This is a genomic window from Treponema sp. R6D11, assembly GCF_054786075.1.
In genome coordinates this window covers 1-21,544 of record NZ_BDHD01000025.1, presented here as the reverse complement: position 1 = coordinate 21,544, position 21,544 = coordinate 1, and the positions used below count along the sequence as shown (strand labels likewise).

The window sequence follows — 21,544 nt, the reverse complement described above, 5'->3', positions numbered from 1 at the left end:
ACGACTCCTTCCCCAGCTCTCCCTCCTAACGCTGTAGAAACTAAATCATTAATTTTATACTTGAATAAAAACATTTGGGAACCTTCGTTTGAATTACTTGATAAAGCTGATACTTTAGATATAAACGAAAAAGAAAGAATAAAAAATGGAATGAAAAAAACAATGAAAGAATTAGAAAAGATTCCTACAAATGAGGATGTATTAAACTGGTTTAAATATCATATTTATTCAAAAGAAGGGATAAAAACATATAATAGGTTAAAAAATATTAAGGGAATAAATATCCCCACTTTTGAAGATATAAGGCTTGATTTTTTAGAATTATGCTATGGAGAATTATAGTAATCCAATAGCCCAAAACACTAAAAGCCTCTTTCCCTATCCCATATATCATAGTAAAAAATCGGAATTTTGACTTTTGACACAGTCTCGCAGGCGAGCTCTCCTGAGTTTTTCCGCTACACAGACCGCCTGCCTGCACAAGCAATTTAGCGATACAATGCGGTTTACGCACTCGCTCACGGAATTAAATCAGTAAATAGAAAATGTTTTGTGGGTAGCAAAAAGACAGTGGTTTCACAAAGCCGTAAAAACTGGTACATTTATAGTATAGGAAAAGAAAAAAGAGGCGATTGTTGTCCAAAGACTATATTGGGAAAAATTATGGAAAAAACTCAATCTGACCATTCCTCTCAAACGGCAGCTTCGCTTGTAAAGCACGGGTCGGCACTTTCGCTCCTCACTTTAATTTCACGTATCCTCGGACTTCTTAGAGAAATGACAAAGGCTAGGTTCCTAGGCACTACCGCTCTTTCCGACGCTTTTTCCGTAGCGTTTTTGCTGCCTAACCTTTTCCGCCGACTTTTCGCCGAAGGTTCAATCTCTGTCGCTTTTATTCCCACATTTAAGGAATATATGCTTGAAGGCGACAAGGAAAAAACACGGGAGTTTTTTTCGTGCGTGTTTACGTTTCTTACATTTATCGTAACGTTGATGGTAATGGCTGGAATACTTGCCGCTCCTTTGCTTGTCCGTATTTTTGGAATAGAAGAATTTGATGAGACTGTTTTTTTAACAAGAGTGATGTTTCCGTTTCTTGGCTTTATTTCGCTTGCGGCGTTGTTTCAGGGCGTGTTAAACAGCCTTCACATTTTTACTCCGTCCGGGCTTGCGCCGATTTTATTAAACATTGTTACAATTCTTTGCACTTACGCTTTGAGTCCCTATACAAAAAATCCAGCCCGGGCAATGGCGGTTGGTATCCTCATCGGCGGATTTCTTGAGGCGGCGATTCAGTTTCCGTTTGTTATAAAAAAAGGTTATAAATTTTTTATCACGGGAATTAAAAGAGCGATTGATAACCCGGGTACACGGAAAGTGTTGAAGTTGATCAGCCCCACAGTGATTGGAATGGCTGCGTATCAAATTAATGATTTAGTTTCTACAGCGTTAGGAGGGAGAGCTGGGGAAGGAGTCGTGTCGAGCCTGCAATATTCTTTGCGGCTTCAAGAATTATTTTTAGGAGTGTTTGCCGTATCGATTGGGACAGTGCTTCTGCCGAACCTTACCGAGTACGCAAAAACTTCTCAATGGGATATTTACAATAAACGATTGATTTCTTCTATTAACATAATTGCTTTAATAGCGATACCTGTAACATTGTTCTCTCTTGTAGAAGGGCAAGGTTTAATCCGTCTTCTTTTCCAAAGCCACAGTTTCGATGAAACATCTGTCGCCCTCACTCTTTCCGCATTCACCTTCCACATGCCCGGACTTTTATTTATAGCACTTAACAGAATTATCGCTCCGGCTTTTTACGCTCAAAGCAATACCGTCTCTCCTACCATCGCCGGAATTATTTCAATGGTTGTAAACATTATCCTTGCCGCTACTTTAGCCATTCCATTTAAGGGGTCCGGCATAGCGTTTGCCCTGTCTTTTGCAAGTGCGATTAACACAATTTTACTCGTGATTTTTCTTGGGAAAAACCCAAACATTAAATTGGGGGCTGTAACAGGTTCGGCTTTACTTTACATATTAAAAATGTTAATTCTTTCCGCTATCGCCGCCGTTCCAATTTATTTTCTCTCCCCTGTATTATGCGATATTTTTGCAGGGCATAGACGTATTATCAGTTACGGCATACCTTTGATATTAAACGCAACGATTTACATGCTTTTGGGCGTTTTTCTTCTTGCCCTTGTAAAAGATGAAAATCTATCGGGCTTACTTAAAATGATTAGGAAAAAATAATATGCTGACAAATATAAAATACCGCAACCTTCCTACTGTTGTTCTTGCCGGTCGCCCCAATGTGGGAAAGTCAACGCTCTTTAACCGACTGCTTCACAAACGCAGGGCGATTACCGACCCTACACCCGGCGTTACAAGAGACCCCGTAGAAGCGGATTGCCTTATCAATGAAAAACCTTTACGCCTTATCGACACAGGCGGATTCAAACTTACAGATTGCGATGAGCTTGACAAATTGGTAGTTGAAAGAACTCTTGAAACAATAAAAAAAGCCGACCTTGTTGTCTTGCTTCTTGAAGCTGGCGAAATAACAAGCGAGGACGAAGAGCTTATCAATACATTACGTCCTTACCGAGAAAAACTTATCGTAACTGTAAACAAAACCGAAGGCGGAAGGCACGAGGCTGACGCATGGAATGTCCTAACCTTTGGCTTTGAAAAAGTTTTAATGATTTCCGCCGAGCATGGCGACAATATCGGAGAGCTTCAACAGGAGATAATAAAACGTCTTGATTTTTCCAAAGTGGAAGAAGTGCAGGAAGAAAAAGTTATCAGGATCGCTCTCCTTGGCAAACCCAACACAGGCAAGTCCACGCTGTCAAACAGACTGACAGGAGCAAACGCTTCTATCGTAAGCGAAATTCCCGGCACTACAAGGGACACTGTTGAGGGGCGTTTCAGTTGGAAATCACGTAATTTTATTATCATGGATACCGCAGGCATAAGACGCAAAGCAAAGGTGAATGAAAATATCGAATACTATTCCGTAAACCGTGCGATTAAAACAATCAGCGACGCTGATATTGTCGTACTGATGATTGACGCAGTTGAAGGGCTTTCAGACCAAGACAAAAAAATAGCCGCTCTCGCCCATGACAAGGGCAGGGGCATAATTATGGCACTTAACAAATGGGATACAATGCCCCAACAAAAAAACACGTTTAAGGACGCTGAAGAAAAAATACATTTTCAGTTTGGTCAAATGGAATACGCTCCTGTTATCCCCGTAAGTGCGAAAGACGGTTCGGGCGTTGATAAATTGCTGAATACGGCGATAAAAATGTACGGTCAACTCAATCTGCAAGTGGGAACGTCCCAGCTTAATCAGGCGTTGGAAAAGTGGCTGCAAGAATATCCGCCGCCTACAGGTCCAAGAACCTATTTTAAGATTAAGTACGCCGTGCAAAAATCGGTAAACCCCGTACACTTCATTTTTTTCGCCTCCCGTATTCAAGTTGTAAGCGACTCCTATATTTCTTATTTAAGGAACAAAATACGCAAAGATTTAGGCTTCTCCCTTATCCCCATATTGATTGACGTAAAGAGCTCCTCAAAGCAAACTCAAAGGAACAACTAAAAACTTCAGTTTTTAGTTGTTTTCATGCCCCTGAAGAAAATCGCTAAACAATAATTATTTGTATTACAATGAATTTGCGATTTTCTTCTAGGAACCTTTAAAAACCCAATCGGGGTTTTTGAAGGTTCCAGTTGACATATTCGCTTTTTACAGTCAATATTAACCATGAACCTTGCAAATAAATTGTCATTTTTCCGCATTATCCTTGCCCCCGTGTTTTTTGTCATTTATCTTTTACCCAACTTTTTCCCTTCACTATTCGTTAACGGAGCAGCATGGACAGTGCCGGTACTTTGGATCATTGCTATCGTTTCTGAAATAACGGATTATTTTGACGGACTTGTCGCCCGAAAACTAAACTTAACAAGCGACTTTGGAAAACTTTTAGACCCCTTCGCCGACACGCTTACGCAGATCACTTTTTTTCTTTGCTTTATAATCGACGGTATTTTTCCAGCCGGTATTTTTGCGGCATTTTTATTTTTACTGATTGTTTACCGCGAATTTGCAATTATGTTCCTTCGCAACCTGATGGCGAAAAAAGGTATTGCTATGGGTGCGCGTATGGGCGGAAAAATAAAAACTGTCGCTTTTATCATCACGGCGGCTATTACGTTTTTAGCCGTAAGTTTTGAACGATTGGGATTATTTAATCTGATCTTGCCGTATATTAAAATCTGCGCGCTTATTGCCTTTGCTATTTCTGCAGTTATCTCGATAATTTCATTTTTTGATTATCTGATAATTTATAAAAAAACAGCGGACGTAAAAGCGTAATGACTGATACCGGTCTTTTGGAACAAATTAATTCAAAACGCTCAGCGGAAATTTTTAACGAACTTTACGGAGAGCGTGAAGTTGAGTCCGCAAAACAGCGTTATACATTGTTAATTACGAAAGCTAAAAAAAATACGGCAGAGGTTAGTAGCGAGCAAGAAAACTTGCGGATTTTCAGCGCACCCGGAAGGACGGAACTTGCAGGCAATCACACAGATCATAACAGAGGGAAAGTGTTAGCGGCGTCCATTCAACTGGACAATGTAGCTATTGTGCAGAAACGCGATGACAATGCCATATTTTTCTGCTCAACAGGTTTCCCCAATGTAAAAATTAAATTGACGGATAAAAACGGTGCTCCTGATTTACAGCCCAAACCCGAAGAAAAAGGGACAACGGAAGCGCTCATCAGGGGAATAGCCGCTGAATTATCAAAGCGTGGTTGCAGCATCGGCGGCTTTTCAGCTAACGCAAACTCTACCGTGCTTATAGGTTCTGGATTATCATCATCAGCGGCGCTTGAAACTCTTATATGCCGTATTTTCGACTCTCTTTACGGACAGGGAAAACTCGGCTCGTTGGAAATAGCGCAAATTGGGCAAATAGCGGAAAATGTCCACTTTGGGAAACCATGCGGATTAATGGATCAGGCGGCGTGTGCCACAGGCGGCGCTGTAGCGATTGATTTTGCCGATTCTTCACGCCCAATAGTAAAGCAAATAAATTTTGATCCCGCCGCCGCAGGATACGCTCTTTGCGTAGTGAACACAGGCGGCAGTCACGCCGATCTTACCGCCGATTACGCTTCCATTCCGGCGGAAATGAAATCCGTAGCCACATTTTTTGGCAAGTCCGTACTTAGAGAATTGGAAAAAGAAACCATCCTTTCCAGTGTCGCCGAAGTGCGAAAGTCATTGGGAGACAGGGCATTTTTACGCGCCATTCATTTTTTTAATGAAAACGAAAGAGTAGACTCAATGACGGCGATTTTACAGGAAATGGAAAAAACCGCAACAGTCGCCGAAAAACAACGAACGTTAAACCTCTATTTGGACTTGGTAAATGAATCGGGTGATTCCTCATGGGAGTTTTTACAAAATGTATACTCCCCTACCCGCCCCGAAGCTCAAGGCATCGCCTCTGCTCTCGCCCTGACAAAAGATTTTTTCCGCAAGCAAAAACTGCGCGGCGCATGCAGAGTCCACGGCGGCGGTTTCGCCGGAACCATTCAAGCTTATCTCCCCATAGACGCAATGAACACTTACCGCGCGCACATCGAAGCGGTTTTTGGCGCAGGTTCGCTGACAGTACTGCGGATAAGGTCGAGGGGCGCGGTTGAGTTGGAGTTTTAAAAGCATATTATTGAATATATTGATAATTAATTGTTATAATTGATATCGAAGATTGCCAGGATGGCTCAGTTGGCAGAGCGGCGCACTCGTAATGCGCAGGTCCCGGGTTCGATTCCCGGTTCTGGCTAAAAAATTTTTCACGTTCAAGAATTTATAAAGAAAGTGAAATAATTATCACTAAAAAATAAATTCGGGAATCGAAGGGTTCAGCCCGCCGACCGGCAGGGAGGTAAGGTGTACAGGAGGTACACCGCCAGGGCTGAACCCCGGACCGGAAGCATGAGGCATGGATGCCGAATGCTGTAGGGCGATTCCCGGTTCTGGCTTAAAACATGGTTTCTATGCCATTAAAACGGAAAAGCGTTTTTTGATAATCGTAATTATTTTTTTATAAATCGGCATATCAGGGGTGGGCATATTTTTACGAAGTTTCTCTGCCACAGGAACAATATCCGCAAATCTATCTTTTATGGTCTTCATCATATTTGTGGCGTTTTGTTCCAGATTTTCAAATAACGCAATAAAATCTTTAGGTCTTAGGGAACTGTATTTCCCCTTGCCGTTTATAAGCATAGCCATTTCATGATCGATGACACTTTCAGGGTAAACCTCGGTTGACAGTAAATCATAAAACGGGGCAAGTTTAATTCCTGAATCGGAATGAAGCAGAGACAAATTTTTTGCGTGGGCGTCCGTATTGCCAATCAAATAATTAAAAATGCTCCATTCTGTAAAACGAATAATGTCAGAAAGGCGGTTTTCGGAAAATTCATTAATGATCCTGTAACAGTCCTTTATTTTCGCTCCGCCGCCCGTCTGATATTTCTTTCCGGAAACAATGCCAAGTGCCTGACAAAAATCTTCCTGATGTATACGCTGAACAGTTTTATTGTTAATGTATCTGTCATATCTTGTAATCTCAAGATACGGGCGGTCTTCGGCTTCCAACAGTTCTATTTCAGGAACGTTAGATAAAATAACTTTTGCAAGTTTCATGCAAAAAAGTTCGTTTTGCAATAAATCAGGAAATCTTTTATTAGTAATTTTAATTATATGTGTTGTAGGGTTTACATCGCTAGAACGATAATATTTTCCGTTTAATTTATATACCGCAAACTTTGACTGCGCACCGGCAAGTGAAAGCCGTGGCGGATTTTCGATGCTTGTAAGTAATGGGTCCTGCGGCAATTTATCAATTATTTGTGCAATTTTCCGTGAAGATATTTCGCTCGTTTTTTCGCCAAGATTGTCGGGCGTTGTTTCATAAAAAACCACCGCTCCGGCACAGTCTCCGCCAAACCTGTTAAGAATGGAAAAAACATTATTGCCAGCAACATGGTCTTTTGTGAGTATTTCAAAAGCTTCGCCTTCAGGGGTTAAATTTTCAAAAAACGGATACGTTACGGCGTGGGGATAACTTTCCGCTCTTACAGGCAGGCGAACAGATAAAGGAGAGGCATTATTATCATATTGAAACGTTAGCTGCAATAAATCATCTTCGTATAATACGCCAGTCTTTTCTCCGCAAAGATACACATTAAGCTTTCTGCTCATTTACCATCCCCATTAACATTGAGTGCTTCTATTTTTATGCCAAGAATATCCGCAACACGCAAGGCTTTATTAAGCTGTATCGTAGGCTTGCCATTTTCAAGGTCGCCGATAAAACGCACCCCAGTGTTTGCGGTCGCCGCCAACTGTATCTGAGTGGCTCCCTGCCGTTTACGGTACGCCCGAACAGCCGCCCCAAAGGACTTTGAATCTTTTATTTTCATATATTACCTATCGGTAAGAATAATGTATTTTTTACGAAAAATCAAGTAAATCTTACTTATCGGTAAGAATTTGGGGATTTTGAGGGGATTTGTTGTAAATATTACCGAGCGGGAGGATTTACAAAAACATGGTTCCTATGCCATTCTAAAAATGGTAGATGCCTTTCATCTATCCAATGGAGCGATTTATATCTTTCGCCCCCAATTTCATTAATTTGGCTTTTGCTCAATTTGTTGGAAAATATAATGATACCCTTATCGTCAAAGGTTATTAACCCTTTATCAAAAAGGGCGTCATAATTGGCCGATAACAAGAAACCGTTATAGACATTCAATCTGTCGCAGTCGTTATCGCAATCCGCCCACGGCTTGATATGGCTTGCCCTTAACATCTCCGGTATGTCAAGACTCGTTATAGCACAGCAGTTTTTCCAATATTTTAAAAGTGCGTCTCTAAATACATCCTGCCCAATTCGCTGTTTTACCAACTGTTCCCGTTCCGTACCTTGAAACATCGACTTTGCGTTTCCATCGAAAATTGACCGTTCGTTTGGATTTTTATCCAAATAAGTATCAAGCCGCTCATTATAAAGACGCACTGGACCGTCCGGTAACGCTATACCAAGTTCGGCGGCTCTTTTTAATACTACTCCCAAAAGATCCCTGTTCCAAGCTTCAATTTTTCCGTTTTGAAAAAGCTCATTGTTTAAGCCTCTTTCCAGTTCCGAAATGCTCAAAGTATCGGAAAACCGCAAGTCATAAGAGCCTTCATGATTTCCAATGGTTATGTCTACTTTTACCGGATGAAGCGATGAACACAAACTGACAACGGAAGAATCACTTTTTTGGATTATCTCAAAGCCATTGTCGTAACCGGCTTTTTCTATCAGGGATCGGTCGAGGGAGTTCATGGGAGTAAACGCTCCACTAATTTAAATACCGTTGTAATAGGATTCTGTTCTGCAAATGACCTATTACCCTGTAATGTAAATAGTCTCCGAGCATTTTGCATTGCCGTACTTGTCCGTTTTTGTAATAAATGGTACATTCCTTCATCATTCTTTAGATATGTTTTCCCTAATAATTCAGAAAGTTTTTCTTTGTACTGACTTCGAGATAACGCCGTATCATAAAAATTGAAATGAAGCATATACCAGATTTCAAAGGCTTCTATGGAATAGGCGCATTTAATTTGATTATTTCCGGCTAATATGATCGCATGAACAAACAGGTCAATCGAAAAATCATCTTTATCAAATACGCACCATACTTCTATATATGGTTCTTTTCGTTTCTCGGCTTCAAGTTTCAGATTAATTGCTTCAGCTACCAAAGATAACGTATTATAACCGGTTCCATATATATCAATACGATCATAAACTTCCGGATTTTCCGGGAATTTCCTGAAATAATTCGGTTCAGTTTTTTCCCCTTCGCAAACTATCAAAAAACGACGTAATGTGCGGTTGTTTTTGAGACGGGTCAGAGTTTTTCTTTTTAGAAAAAGCTTTTCTTGTTTCATTGTTTTTTTAGTCCGGCTTGCAGCAATATTTCGTCAATATACGGAATAGCGCCGTATTTTCCATGTAGATAATTTTTATTATAAGAAGCGTCCTTCCGCACAGGTTCTTTGTATTCTACCAGTGAATACAAGTCGGTAGCGCCATATTGATCTTTCTCGCAAAACCAAATTTGATCACGGCGAAAAAGTTTATTTGTCATAATATTAACCGCATGACAAGAGATTATAAGTTGGGCGTTTTTTTGATTTGTAACTGGCGAGTTAAATAGTTTTACAATCCCTTCAATTATGAGTGGGTGCAACATGGTATCAAATTCATCAATAAAAAGCGGTGTTCCATTATCCAATGCGTCAAGAACAGCATCGGAATATGAAAAAAGTTTCAATGTTCCGGCAGATTCCATATCAGCATCAAAATATTTTTCTCCTATAGGCTCTTCATTATTATATATAGTATGAGCAAATAATAATTTTTGACCTTGTTCATTTGGGTATTTTTTCTTATACAATGCCAAAATATCGGGATCATTAATACCGCTAAAAGCAGGCACATCTTCAGTTTTAAAATTGGTAATTTGTATATCAGCGTATTTTAGAAAATCTAATATTTTTTTCTTGTTTTCATACCTTTTATTATTTTTATTGAGGAATATTGGAAAAATATAAGCTCCGAATAATACACACATATTTCTAAAATACTTAACGATTTGAGATGCTATTTCGCCGTTATTTTGAGCGCATACTGACAAAAAGCTGGAATTATTACGGACTGATGCCTTACCTCTTGTTCCTTCTTTAAAATAGGGAGTACAGTTAATATCTTGTAGATTGCGTGAAAATAGTGATACTTCCCGAACATTATAAATAGCAAAAAGGTATTCAGTTTCTACATGTTCATTATTTACCGAAAAACCATAGCGATACCTTGTCTCATTGCTTTCATCTTTAATAATAAAGACAATTTCAAAACTTGACGGGGCAGATTCAGTTTGTTTGGATAAAGTAAAAGGTTCTGTGTCTATTGGATCTTCCGTCTGATTATGGGGTCCTGAAAGAACTGAAAATCTAAGAAAAAACACAAGCGCTTCAAAGAAATTTGACTTTCCGCTTGCGTTAGCGCCATATAGGACCGCAGATTTAAGCAGATGTAGGTTTTTATTGACTTTAAAGGTATTTGATTCAGACAATTCCTTGTCTTTTGTCGAAATAAGGGAAAAAGTACGTTTTTCTTTGAAAGAACGGTAGTTTTCTACTGTGAATTCTACAATCATGGGTACTCCTATACTTTAAGTATACATAATATCGGTGGATTTGGCAAGGATATAAGGGCAATATTTGTGATATTTTCACAAAATTGATGATTATCTATTGACAATCATTGAATTACTATGTAAATTTATGAAAAATAGAGGAACAGGCAGTTTCCAACAGTTCGGCCTTTTTCTTTAAGCAATGGGGCGCAGATGGCGAAAAACGGAGCTATTACGCCAACGGGAAATTGTTGAAGGGAGAGGTAAGGCAGGTGTTGCCAATTTAGGGGGCAATATAGCAATTGAAAATATATTGAAATTTAGTAATGATTAGTTGTTATTACGGATTGTCTTCAAACAGGAGAAGTATTTATGGGTATCTATGAAAAAATCAAAGAAGAAATCAAGTCTGACTATTATACTCAAAATTATTCAAATGATGGTCAAAAATTTATAGCTTGGTATATTTTTAATATCTTACGTCAAGATCGTAATCAAACAAAAGATGCTATCACAGATGGTTCTGATGATAAACAAATTGACGCTATTATTGTCGATCATGAAAATCAAACTGTCTATATTTTACAAGGTAAATTTCTCTCAAGTGCTATTGTAGATGCAGAACCGCTTCGTGAAGTTTTTTCTTCTTGGGTTCAATTAAAAGATTTGGTACGGCTACAATCTATTGCTAATAGAAAACTTCAAAGTAAACTTGCTGAAGTTGCTCAAGCTTTTGAAGATGAGTATAAGGTTTCATTTGAGCTTATTACTACAGCAAGACTTTCAGCTGCAGCTACAATAGATTTAGAAACATATCAAAGAAAACTAATGCAAATGTCCGAAGATGAAGATTTTGATGCTACCATAACTCTTGTTGATTGCGAGGAACTTGAACGAAGATATGAATTTGCCCTTGTAACTGATAATCCTCAAATAAATTATACGATTGACCTTTCTGAAAGCAAATCAATGCCTATGGAAATTGCCGGAACTAATGTTATTATTGCCGCCATACCATTAAAGGAAGTAGTGAAAATTGATGGTATTAAAAACGGGTCGCTGTTTCAGAAAAATGTCCGTCAATATCTTGAAAGAAGTAATGCGGTAAATAAAAAAATACGACAGACCATTCTTGGGGATAAGTATAGAGATTTTTTCTTCTTTCATAATGGCATTACGGCAATATGTAACAAAATGGTATTAGAAGGCTCTTTACTAAAATTATATGGATTAAGTGTTGTAAACGGTTGTCAATCGCTTAATACTATCCAGAATTGTAGTGAAATAGTAAAAAAACAAAACGATTCATTTATCTTATTCAGATTTTATGAAATACCTCAACGTGATAGGGCAGATATGATAAGTATAAATACAAATTCGCAGAGCGCAGTTAAACCAAGAGATTTAAGAAGTAATGATAAACGTGTACTTACGATTAAGAAAGTTTTTGAGCAACGTTATCCTGAAGGTTATTTTATTACAAAACGTGGTGAACAAGCCCCTGCTGAGAAGAATAAGAATTTTATCATCGATCTTTCAGATTTGGGGAAATACTTAATTGCTTGGTATTCACAACGCCCAAATATTTCTTATGGAGAAACAAAAATATTTGATAAATATTTTGAAATACTCTTTAAAAAGAATTACAACCCGGAAGATATTCAGGCGTTAAACTTTTGGATGAAAGCTGTAAGAGAAGTTTGGGTCGAAGAAAATCCGCTTGGTTTTGATGGTACTCTTCTGGCAAGAAAATCAGATGCCCCATTTCATCATTTATATGCAGTTTCAATGATTTTCGCAATAGCAAATAAAAAATCCGATCGCGTGCCTACGCCTTCGGCTACATGGGAAGCCGCTAAAAGTAAAGGCAAAACTGAACAGTTAATAAAAATATCAGGACGCTGTCTCTCATCTGCAATAAAAAATGCCGTAACTCAGTCAGCCAGACAAGACAAGATTTTTAATCCGGCTAATTGGCTGAAATCAAAACAAAGTTTGGCAGATATAACCACCGCAATATCCCCAACATTAGATACATTTGAAATGACAGATAAAAATTTCTTTGATGATTTAATGTCTTCTTTACAAATTGCTCCAGAACACTTTGAATACAGGCTTCAAGCTGATTGATTAATCGCCAAACTTTAAATTTGACTGGGTAATTGGAAGGTATTCATTGAACCAATAATTGTACCATCATTTTTTAGATGATAAACACCGTTAAAATCTAGTCTTCCGTGAAACCCCCTAAGATCACCACCCAAGATTTGTTTTTCTCCTAAAAATGTCCAAAAAATTTCTAAATCATTTTCATCAAGAAATTTTTGAAAAGGTTCTTTCTTAATCAATAAATATTGTTTTGTGTTATTTTCCACAGACGGATTATAACATATCAAATTATTATTTTGATCTAAATATTCTCCTTCATTATCACTATATTTCATTTTCAAGTTATCAAATAAATATTTAGATGGTATTATAAGATTAAATGTTTCATCTATTGAAAAATCAACATCTTTTTCCCAAGTATATTCTTCTGTAGGGATTATTACAGAACCAATTATTTCTTTAGTCTCTTTATCAATTAATTTTTCCCAAATATTAACTAAATTACCTTGGTAATCTTCTTCCATGCAATATTTATAAGCAGGTGACCAATAATGTTCCCGTAAAAATAAAACATATTTATCTGAATTTTCCGGCATCCAGCGCCCAGAAAAGTTTTGTTTCTTAGCCCATTTAATAATCTTTGCCGAGTCTTTCTTTTTACAAATATAACTGCGAATATGTAACCAGACTTCTTTTTCTTCTCTACTGTATTTCTTTTCACCAATTTTTCTGTGTTCGGACCAATCAGGGTAGGCTTGTATTATAAGCCAGTCATGATTACTATTGTCTTTAATTTTTATAATATGTTTAACAGTAGAAAGATCATTTTTATTCGAAACCCACTCATCTTTAGAAGAATTAAAATTGAATTTCATCTCTTTTTCCCACCAGTGACGGTTATTGGATCCGATTTGTTTTATGTATCCCATTTGTTTTATTATAACAGTTGGATCAATATCCCTTACAAATGGTTCCCAAGGACCTTTATATGGAATATTTTCTTCAGGATCAGATCCATATCTTGATATTTTTTTACAGTTATCAGTTACTCTGGCAAGTAATTCATGCATAGCAATCCATTGATACTTTTTTCCGATTCTTTCAGTATCCTTGGATCGTCTGCCATTATAAGGAAGCGAAGTATCATAATTACCATGCTTTTTTTCTGAGTAACCGTATTTTTCAAAGATTAAGTCTATAGCCATATTACTTAGAATTTCTGGTTTTACATTGAAGTAATAAAATTTACTTTCAAAGATATACCTACCAAAATCTCCATATCCACATGCCCCCCTGCTAAATTCTGTTGCCATTGAATTAATTATATCAATTTGACCTTGTTTTCTTTCGTCATTAGTGCTTTTATATTTTTCATCAATTTGTTCATTTGTGATTTCTTTAAATACAAAATGAGATTTATATGGCGGTCGCACCTTTGAAATATCAAAAGATAATTTAAAATTTAAAAAAGCAACATATTCAATAATATTTCTAGCATAATCACGTAATAATATATGTGGATATACTTCATCATCTTTATCAAAAATAATTGTAAATACATATTCTGCTAAATCGCATATATAATCCGTTTGAATAGTCCTCAATGTACATCCATAAGCAACCGCAAAAAGACGTTCATAAATATATGGATCATTCACATTTTCAAATATTTTTAATACTTCTATCAGTACAGGTATTCTGTTTTGTAGAATAGAAATTAGTGCTTTAGTTGAAGAATCACGAAGATCTCGTTTAGGTGATGAAAGAAACCACGTTAGCGTAATACTAGCTAATTTAATTACTTCATCAGTAATATTATTCTTTATATCATTATTCTCTGCCCAATCTATAAGCCGTTTTACAGGATCGTCGTCTAAAAACTTGTATTTAAGATAATAAGCCCAAAATGAATCTCGATCAGCCAAAGAGAACTTTGATAAAAAATTATGTAGAAAATATGCATTAAAAAAATGCTTATTAATTGTTGTTACTGATATAATTACATCAAAAAGAAGATCGGAATAATCGCTATCATTTATCACATAAGCGTTGATAAAGTCAATACATTTATCAGTAACAGTATCTAATTTTCTCCATTTAAGGCTTTCTAAAAAAACATTAATTATTAATGGAAATTCGGTTAATTCAAAATATTCATATATTTCTTTATTTGTTCTTTCTGGAATTTGAATGGCTAAAGCTTCCATAAGACCATGATTGATATAGCGAAATTTATCAGAAGTTTTCAAGAAATTATATATATTTCCACCTTTTGTTAAATCTTTTTCTATATCGTCAGAGTTATTGAGTAAATATTTGCATATTAATTGATCAGAGAAACGTTCATATGTAAAATAAATATATTCATCACGTCTATTATTGTTCCGTATCAAGTTCTTGGAAAAAATACCTTCTGATATTAGTTCGTCAAGATATTTCCCTTTTATTGTTATAAAATTAGTAATTTCTTTTTCGATAATTTCTATTGCCTTTTCAAATTGAACTTTATTTGTACTATTTTCTATCAAATACTTTATTATTGAATTAACTGATTGAGAAACAAGATTTATACTTTTAGAATAGTTAAAACGTTCTGGTTTGCAAAGAGATTCATTTATTGAATTTATATAGTAGGATAATAACTCGGATATACCCAAAAAACCATCTGGTATTTTTGTTAGCCCCTTTGCTTTTAAGCTTTTACAATATATTTTTAAAAACAAAGGATTTCTAAACTCTGGATCCATTATCGGATTCCCCGGTTGTTCAATTCCATAATATGAAAAAAACATTTTCATTGCATCATACTCTGAATTAGAGAAACCTTTATAATTATATTTTAATAATATATTACCAATTGCTTCTAAATTATCTTTTAATATGTCTAAATATGTATAACGAATTGTAATAACAAGACCAAGGTTAGGATATTTAGATATATTCTTAACGAATCCATTAAGATAATTTGGCCAAAATTCTTTGCCTTTTCCTTCGTTTATCGCGTCAATAAAAATAATTATTCTGCTTTTCATAATTTGTGCTCTACATGATAAAGCTATTAATAATTCTTCAAAGGAACATGTCAAATCTAAATTATTTCGTATTTGAATCTCTGGATTTTCAGAAGAATTAAATTGCTGTCCTAATAGTAACAATGAAAATTTACCTTCATTTCTTCTTAACGAGACCATATCACCTAATAAATGAGATTTACCTATTCCGGCTTCCCCATGTATTAATAAATAAGGATTATTAAATAATTCAATAGTTATGCTATCAATAAAATTCTCAACGTCATTTAATGAGGAATAAATCTTTGTCCATTCATATCTTTTGTCATTTGAGGAATGCTTATCAATATTATTATTAAAAATATAAATTTGTTCCCTGATTTGTTTGCATATTTTAGATATATTATTAAAATCATAATAATTATCGGTTTGTTCTTTTAATATGTCAAATTCATTCTCAAGGAGTTTTGAGAGTTGTTTTGTGTCCTTAACGCAATTAACGTATTCAGTGTTTTTGTCCCGTATACCAAGTTCATTAATATTTATAAGTAATGGATCCAAAACTTCATATAATTGGCTGATAAATTTATCATCCTGTGCTAACCCATCGAATATTTTTGAGATTGGCATTCGATAATTTAATTCAGGAGTATATCTTTGTCCCAAATCAGCAATAGACTTTTCAATATGATTACAAAACCATTCATCAGATAAGAAATCTTTATCAAACCAAAACTTAGTAAACCCTATAGTTTCCCTGCTTTGTAAACGATTTATGAGATCTGAACTCCACCAAGGAACAAATTTAATAGTTAGTCCTTTGGTTTCTGCATATATTTGCCATTTTTGTACTTGTTCATCCCATTTGTTTTGCAATGATTTTCTACCTGATTTCCTGTCGTCAGCAGGATTTATTGGAAATGCAATAATATATGTTGTAAGACTAGGATGCCCGTCTATTGTAGACTTAATAGATTGATAAATTTGATTCCATTGGCTTGATTCCAAACTTGCTGTAAAGTATTTTGCCTGCCATGCCCATTCTGATTTATCTTCTAATATCCAAAAACATTCTACGCCTGAATCTGGAGTACCCTTTCTAACAAAATGTTTTGCACCAGGAATATTTTCAATTCTAGCTAATTGAGTGACAAATTCTTCAAATCCTTGTCTTTGATCACCATTTATTGCTCGAATATTATTCCAATTCAAATTATCACTCATGTAATAACCCCTCCCCATCCCAAGCCTCCAGCACCAACCGCCGTGTCCGATACTCCCCGTATTCGTCGATTTCGTTCTTCTTGAGCACACGGAAAGTCTCCGAGGGGTAATCCTCTCCCATTAAATCGGCGGGGTCGAGAATGTAGCGCAGATCGTCACGGGTAAGGCCGTAGAGCCGGGCGTAGCGGGCATCAAGGGCAGCACGGAGCAATGCCCGTCTTCCCGGGTCAAAGACAAAGGGCGGAAGATAACTAGCCAACCCAGTCAGCTTGCCTTGCACTTCAGCTTTCTCCGGCAGATGGGCGGTGTCGTATTGGGTAAACTCTTCTAATGCGGCGGCTTGTGTCCCGTGGCGCTGTTCCAGAAAAAGCCGCCTCATTTTTGAGTCTGCGCAATCCCAGAGGTCTTCCGCAAAGGGGATAAGGTCTACGGCGGTATAGGTAAGCTCAAGCACACGGGGAACGATGAAATTAATGTCGTCCTGAGAATAGGCGTTTGGGGGAAGGACGGGAAATTGCTTCAATAGAAAATAATTAATATGTGAACCACCTGTTTTATGTCTTGCAACAAAATCAAAAACAATTGAATTTAAATTAGAATATAGTACTAATCTATATTCTGGTTTTATATTTTTATTGAAAATAATAAGTGGCATATTATTACCAACGCCACTTAATGGTATAACGCAAACAATCGCTGTTCTTTCATTTGTCGCATTGGTAATATCCCGCCAACCCATCAGCCATTTCGGAATCGGTCTTTTATTATCATCATCTCCCGCAAGTTTTTCAAACACTTCGTTTTTATCAATCCAATAACGTGGCTTAACGGTAAAGTTGACATCCTGCTTTTGATTTGCCGTTACATCTACGGTATCGCCGGAATCCGTGTAGGTAGCCCAGCGGTGATCAAACTGGTGCATCATTTTCGCTTCATACAAGGGGAGCCTGTCTGTTCCCGGTTCGTTTTTGAATAAGTGGGAGTCGTTGGACATATCAAACATACGCATAAACTCTATGCCCCAAGGATTTGACGAATCCGAATTACCATCTTCCGTTGCGTTCACATTCTTTTCACGTATCAACACAGGAACATTCCGGTATATCTTTTTGGTAAGCTCTGCATCTTTCTCAGAACGGAAAACAGGGCAGGTTTGGGTATTGGGATTAAGCAGTATGAATTCGTCACGGGCAAGCCGGAAATGTCGGCGTATATCGGCAAGTTGATCCGTGTTGGTCAAAAAGAAACAAAGATCAGCAAATTCGCTTTCACCTAAACTTACCAAAGAAAATTTAAACATTCTGTGCACCGATGGGAAAATAGCTTCCTTGTTTTCAAAATCATACAAAGAAACAAGGCTACTGGCTGAAATTTCCGCAAAATAATATTTCGTGGAATCATCGGTGGCTATGCCGGTGGGGACAATAAAACCTGCTCTGCCTTTTTTATGTTTAATAAGGAGTATGGTTTCCGAAAAAAGGGCATAGGTATTAACATCGCCGATTCCGGTCAGGGGAAAGCGACCGCCTTCATCTTGTTTAAGATGGGCATAAGCGCTGGCGGCTTCGGCGTTTCTGCGAGCCTTGATAAAATCATCGTAAAGCTGTTTGTCGTATTCGCCTCCCTGTTTTAGATCATCTATCATCTGTTCTCGAATGGATTTATTTGCAGCATCGGCAATTTCGCTTTTGCGGGGTGCGAAAAATTCTTCTTCCTGAAGCTTGATCCGTTCCCAGGGAGGATTTCCCAATACACAGTCAAAACCGCCATGATTTTGCCCGACAAAGATTTCTGGAAATTCCAAATGCCAATGGAAAAAACGATTTTCCGCAGAAATTCGTGCGGCTTCATCTTCCACACCGGCTGAAAAATTGGATTCGTCCAGTCCTGCCGACGCCCGATCCACATCGGCAGTAGTGGGGACAATGCTGTCTTTGTTTTTCTTTTCAGCGTAAAAAGCGGCGACATAAAGATCACAGGCAAGTTTTATTTTATGGTATTCCGATCTTTTAAATAAATTTTCAAATAGAGTTTGTTTCTTTTCGATATCTTCAAGAGTGTTGTTTTGAATATTGTCAATCTGCAAATGAAGATCGGCAAGGGCGGCTTCCGCCTGATCCACGGATTTTTCAAATAGGGCTAATTGCTTGCGTTCCCTTGCCGTTGTTTCATTTTTATTCCGTTTTCTAAAATCGGAAGCAATTTTATTATCATCGCCGGAAAGAGCTTTATAAGCGTCATCGGGTATACCTTTATTCAATACGTCAAAATCCATAACGCCGACAAGCGAATTGCCGCAGCGGATATGATGATCCAGAAACGATAGTGGCTTTCCCGGTTCATGGCTTTCCAACCACAGAGACATGCGGGCAAGTTCAACCGCCAGAGGATTCAGGTCAACACCGTAAATGCAGGAAGAAATCACGTCCCTCAAACTGTTTCGGTACACGTCATCGGCAATGGGCTGAACACCGTCTGCCCGAAGAAGAGCTAACCTGTCAGCCAGCCTTCGGGCGGCGGCAAGCAAAAAGTGACCGCTTCCGCAGGCGGGATCAATTACGGTAATGGACAATAATTTTTGTTCTGAAGTAATTTTAGTTGCTCCGCCTGATTCGTTCTGGGCTAATTTTTCTTCAATCAACGGATCAAGGTTACTTTTGATAAGGCACTCAACAAGACCGGCATTGGTGTAATAGGAGCCGGTTGTCTTGCGGGTATTGCCGATAGAAGAACCTTCAACGTCAATGCCGAGAAAACCAAAAGAGCGGCGGGGAAGGTCAATTTGCGGAACCAACTCAAGAAGGCTTTCGTAAACCGAACCAAGTTCTTCACTGCCCATGTTTTTATAGTCGATGAGCGTCCGGGCGTTGCCTTCGACTGTCCAACGTAGACGGTACATGGCTTCCAGCAGATTGGCGTTGGAAAGATCGCATTGATCCAAATGAGGACATTGATCCGCATTAAAGAGACCGCCTAAAACAGGTAGGTCTAACGGATTAACATCCGGCGTTCCTTCACCGCCTAAAAGCCTGAAAACGATCTTTATTCCTTCCCATAAATCTCCATAATTATCAGTTGACATATAACGTGCGCTACGATCTACCAGACGGTGTAGGCTGTAACCTTTCTCATATAAAGTATGCGAGGCAAGAATATTTTTGTCCGCTTGATTAGTTTCGGGTAAATGGTTAAATATTAATTTACGTTCTTCAATAGTGAATATAAACAGAAAGCGGTACATGAGCCGCATTAATTCCTGAAAATAATCATGAGTTGATAAATCCCCTGCTTCCAGGGCGGAACGGAAGGCGTTATTGCCGGAAGCATCGTAATTCAAAAAACCGCTTCCAAGAACGCTTAACGCTCTGGTTACGCCTTTTCGAAGTCCCTCCCGAACCCGCACCCCCAGCTTTTCGCCTTCTTCCTTCCATGCGTCCCAAACGCATTTTCCGTTACCTTCATTATCCAGCCCGACCGTGCGGCTTCCGTGCATAATACGGTAGAGCATTTGGTAACCGGGAAAACGGTTTTCTTTCAAAATTGTCTGTAGATCAAATTCAAGATACGAAGGTCTCGCCAAAGATGACTTTCGCATTAAACGCAGATAATGGCAGTCGCAGGTAATGTACCAGGAATCACTGCGTTCAAGCGTATCTATATTTACAAGTTTTTCATAAAGTACAGGCGGATATAAAAGCGAGTCGATAAAAAACTCATGAATAAAACGTTCTGATTTAATTTTACCTTCTTCATAACTTTTCCACTGAGCCTGGGCAATCTGAAAACTGCGCCCAATTTCATCAAGCAGTCGCAAGCCCCTTGGAATTTGGTAATCGGCGTCAGTTATTTTGCTGATATTTTTTCCAAAAGCGGCGTTTTCAACAACCTGCGCCGTAAAACATGAGCCTTCTAGTTTTATTGTGTCAAAACTTAAACTTTTAATGTTTGTCCGCCGCATTAATTAAGCTCCTATAATTCCGCCGGTAACAGAACATAAAGCCCAATTAAGTCTAGCGGAAGCCCCGGTTTGACATCGTAATTTCCACGCCCCTGCGCCGCACGGCGTACTCTGCGGTGATCCGCAAGAAGCGCCTCCGATCGGTCTTTGGCGATTTTCTCAAAAACGTAAGTGTTTTCTTTCCACCATGAAAGGCTTGCGTTAAGTTCACGCTCAATTACCGATTTATCAAGATTTCCGCTTGGCTGTTCCTTTAGCAGAATATCAAGTTTTTCCCTTGGAAGTTCCGTTGTTTGTTTTCTTCCTTCAAAACCCAAAAGAAGGGCTTCTTCGGCGAGGGTGGTTTTTGTTTTTCCTCCCTTTTGCGTCATCTCTATTTTATACCGCAGCCTGATTAGAAATATCGACGTAACAAGGCTGACGGCGTTTGTTTCGTAAACTCCGCAACGGGAATGGGTGTTAATTCTTTCGTTATTGTTTCCTTCCAATGCGGTTTCAAGCATATAGTCAGCCAGAACCGTAACAAGCGGATTGCTCCTGTGAATAAATGAAGCGTTTTTTTCAGGAGGATAGTTAAAATTCATCCGTATAGGTTTTTCTATTCCTTCATTCTTTAAACGATTCTTTAAGGCGGGCATTAACAGATCGGGATTAAATCTGAAATATGACAATTTGTCGCCCTTAAAAATATTATCAGGAGGAGCGTTAAGCACAAAAAGAGTATCTCTAACAAAACGTTCAACATCTTCTTCATTACCAAGAATTTCATTTTGCTTTTGCCATTCGGGAAGAACATCGTTAGGCTTTAAACTGCGTTGTGCGAATATCGTTCTGTTTTTCTTTTCCTTGTCGGCGGCATCCTGCCATTGCTCCTCAATTTTTCCCATGTTAGTATCATCGCCAAAATCAAATGTCCCCTGTTGCTCTGATTCTGCCGCAGGTTTAAGTAATGCCGC

General features: G+C 38.0%; 14 protein-coding genes and 1 tRNA gene. 7 read left to right on the top strand and 8 right to left on the bottom strand.

The window, feature by feature from the left end; translation table 11 throughout:
• From ACYVTD_RS04385 to ACYVTD_RS04360, 6 genes are all read left to right on the top strand, one after another.
• A partial coding sequence (locus tag ACYVTD_RS04385; protein WP_461246571.1) for a hypothetical protein occupies positions 1-342 on the top strand: 342 nt, incomplete at its 5' end.
• 321 nt (positions 343-663) lie between these two features.
• A complete protein-coding gene (gene murJ / locus ACYVTD_RS04380; protein WP_461246570.1) occupies positions 664-2,253 on the top strand; it encodes a murein biosynthesis integral membrane protein MurJ in 1,590 nt (529 codons plus the stop codon).
• A gap of 1 nt (position 2,254) precedes the next feature.
• Positions 2,255-3,610, top strand: coding sequence for a ribosome biogenesis GTPase Der (gene der, locus ACYVTD_RS04375; protein WP_461246569.1), 1,356 nt, complete (start codon positions 2,255-2,257; stop codon positions 3,608-3,610).
• Between the two features lie 165 nt (positions 3,611-3,775).
• Positions 3,776-4,387, top strand: coding sequence for a CDP-diacylglycerol--glycerol-3-phosphate 3-phosphatidyltransferase (gene pgsA / locus ACYVTD_RS04370; RefSeq protein ID WP_461246568.1), 612 nt, complete (start codon positions 3,776-3,778; stop codon positions 4,385-4,387).
• The gene (locus tag ACYVTD_RS04365; protein ID WP_461246567.1) at positions 4,387-5,739 is read left to right on the top strand and encodes a galactokinase; all 1,353 of its coding nucleotides are present in this window, start codon (positions 4,387-4,389) and stop codon (positions 5,737-5,739) included. The genes pgsA and ACYVTD_RS04365 overlap by 1 nt, the downstream gene beginning before the upstream one ends.
• A gap of 54 nt (positions 5,740-5,793) precedes the next feature.
• Positions 5,794-5,866 (top strand) — tRNA-Thr (locus ACYVTD_RS04360).
• A 212-nt stretch (positions 5,867-6,078) separates the two neighbouring features.
• Here the strand turns inward: ACYVTD_RS04360 and ACYVTD_RS04355 are convergent.
• The 5 genes from ACYVTD_RS04355 to ACYVTD_RS04335 form a co-directional block, all read right to left on the bottom strand.
• Positions 6,079-7,293 (bottom strand): HipA domain-containing protein, encoded by a 1,215-nt coding sequence (locus ACYVTD_RS04355; RefSeq protein ID WP_461246566.1) that lies wholly within the window; start codon positions 7,291-7,293, stop codon positions 6,079-6,081.
• On the bottom strand, positions 7,290-7,514 hold the full coding sequence (locus ACYVTD_RS04350) for a helix-turn-helix domain-containing protein (RefSeq protein ID WP_461246565.1): 225 nt from the start codon (positions 7,512-7,514) through the stop codon (positions 7,290-7,292). The genes ACYVTD_RS04355 and ACYVTD_RS04350 overlap by 4 nt, the downstream gene beginning before the upstream one ends.
• A 101-nt stretch (positions 7,515-7,615) precedes the next feature.
• Complete coding sequence (locus ACYVTD_RS04345) at positions 7,616-8,425, bottom strand: HNH endonuclease (protein ID WP_461246564.1); 810 nt, start codon at positions 8,423-8,425, stop codon at positions 7,616-7,618.
• Entirely contained in the window at positions 8,422-9,036 is a 615-nt protein-coding gene (locus ACYVTD_RS04340) for an RloB family protein (protein ID WP_461246563.1), read from the bottom strand. Before ACYVTD_RS04340 ends, ACYVTD_RS04345 begins: the two co-directional genes overlap by 4 nt.
• Complete coding sequence (locus ACYVTD_RS04335; RefSeq protein WP_461246562.1) at positions 9,033-10,307, bottom strand: AAA family ATPase; 1,275 nt, start codon at positions 10,305-10,307, stop codon at positions 9,033-9,035. Before ACYVTD_RS04335 ends, ACYVTD_RS04340 begins: the two co-directional genes overlap by 4 nt.
• A 351-nt stretch (positions 10,308-10,658) precedes the next feature.
• On the opposite strand from ACYVTD_RS04335, the gene ACYVTD_RS04330 reads away from it, so the two are divergent.
• Positions 10,659-12,416, top strand: a complete 1,758-nt coding sequence (locus ACYVTD_RS04330; protein ID WP_461246561.1) for an AIPR family protein — start codon at positions 10,659-10,661, stop codon at positions 12,414-12,416.
• A gap of 14 nt (positions 12,417-12,430) precedes the next feature.
• Here ACYVTD_RS04330 and ACYVTD_RS04325 read toward each other — a convergent pair whose 3' ends face one another.
• From ACYVTD_RS04325 to ACYVTD_RS04315, 3 genes are all read right to left on the bottom strand, one after another.
• Complete coding sequence (locus tag ACYVTD_RS04325) at positions 12,431-16,630, bottom strand: hypothetical protein (protein WP_461246560.1); 4,200 nt, start codon at positions 16,628-16,630, stop codon at positions 12,431-12,433.
• Positions 16,623-20,588 (bottom strand): Eco57I restriction-modification methylase domain-containing protein, encoded by a 3,966-nt coding sequence (locus tag ACYVTD_RS04320; RefSeq protein WP_461246559.1) that lies wholly within the window; start codon positions 20,586-20,588, stop codon positions 16,623-16,625. Before ACYVTD_RS04320 ends, ACYVTD_RS04325 begins: the two co-directional genes overlap by 8 nt.
• An 11-nt stretch (positions 20,589-20,599) precedes the next feature.
• Positions 20,600-21,544 (bottom strand): hypothetical protein (locus ACYVTD_RS04315; RefSeq protein WP_461246558.1); only part of this gene is annotated, 945 nt, incomplete at its 5' end.

Excerpts from the sequence above, each read along its gene's own strand:
- murJ (WP_461246570.1), top strand. The coding sequence starts at position 664 with ATGGAAAAAACTCAATCTGACCATTCCTCTCAAACGGCAGCTTCGCTT.
- ACYVTD_RS04335 (WP_461246562.1), bottom strand. The coding sequence starts at position 10,307 with ATGATTGTAGAATTCACAGTAGAAAACTACCGTTCTTTCAAAGAAAAA.
- ACYVTD_RS04350 (WP_461246565.1), bottom strand. The coding sequence starts at position 7,514 with ATGAAAATAAAAGATTCAAAGTCCTTTGGGGCGGCTGTTCGGGCGTAC.
- ACYVTD_RS04325 (WP_461246560.1), bottom strand. The coding sequence starts at position 16,630 with ATGAGTGATAATTTGAATTGGAATAATATTCGAGCAATAAATGGTGAT.
- ACYVTD_RS04330 (WP_461246561.1), top strand. The coding sequence starts at position 10,659 with ATGGGTATCTATGAAAAAATCAAAGAAGAAATCAAGTCTGACTATTAT.
- ACYVTD_RS04365 (WP_461246567.1), top strand. The coding sequence starts at position 4,387 with ATGACTGATACCGGTCTTTTGGAACAAATTAATTCAAAACGCTCAGCG.
- der (WP_461246569.1), top strand. The coding sequence starts at position 2,255 with ATGCTGACAAATATAAAATACCGCAACCTTCCTACTGTTGTTCTTGCC.
- ACYVTD_RS04345 (WP_461246564.1), bottom strand. The coding sequence starts at position 8,425 with ATGAACTCCCTCGACCGATCCCTGATAGAAAAAGCCGGTTACGACAAT.
- pgsA (WP_461246568.1), top strand. The coding sequence starts at position 3,776 with ATGAACCTTGCAAATAAATTGTCATTTTTCCGCATTATCCTTGCCCCC.
- ACYVTD_RS04340 (WP_461246563.1), bottom strand. The coding sequence starts at position 9,036 with ATGAAACAAGAAAAGCTTTTTCTAAAAAGAAAAACTCTGACCCGTCTC.
- ACYVTD_RS04320 (WP_461246559.1), bottom strand. The coding sequence starts at position 20,588 with ATGCGGCGGACAAACATTAAAAGTTTAAGTTTTGACACAATAAAACTA.
- ACYVTD_RS04355 (WP_461246566.1), bottom strand. The coding sequence starts at position 7,293 with ATGAGCAGAAAGCTTAATGTGTATCTTTGCGGAGAAAAGACTGGCGTA.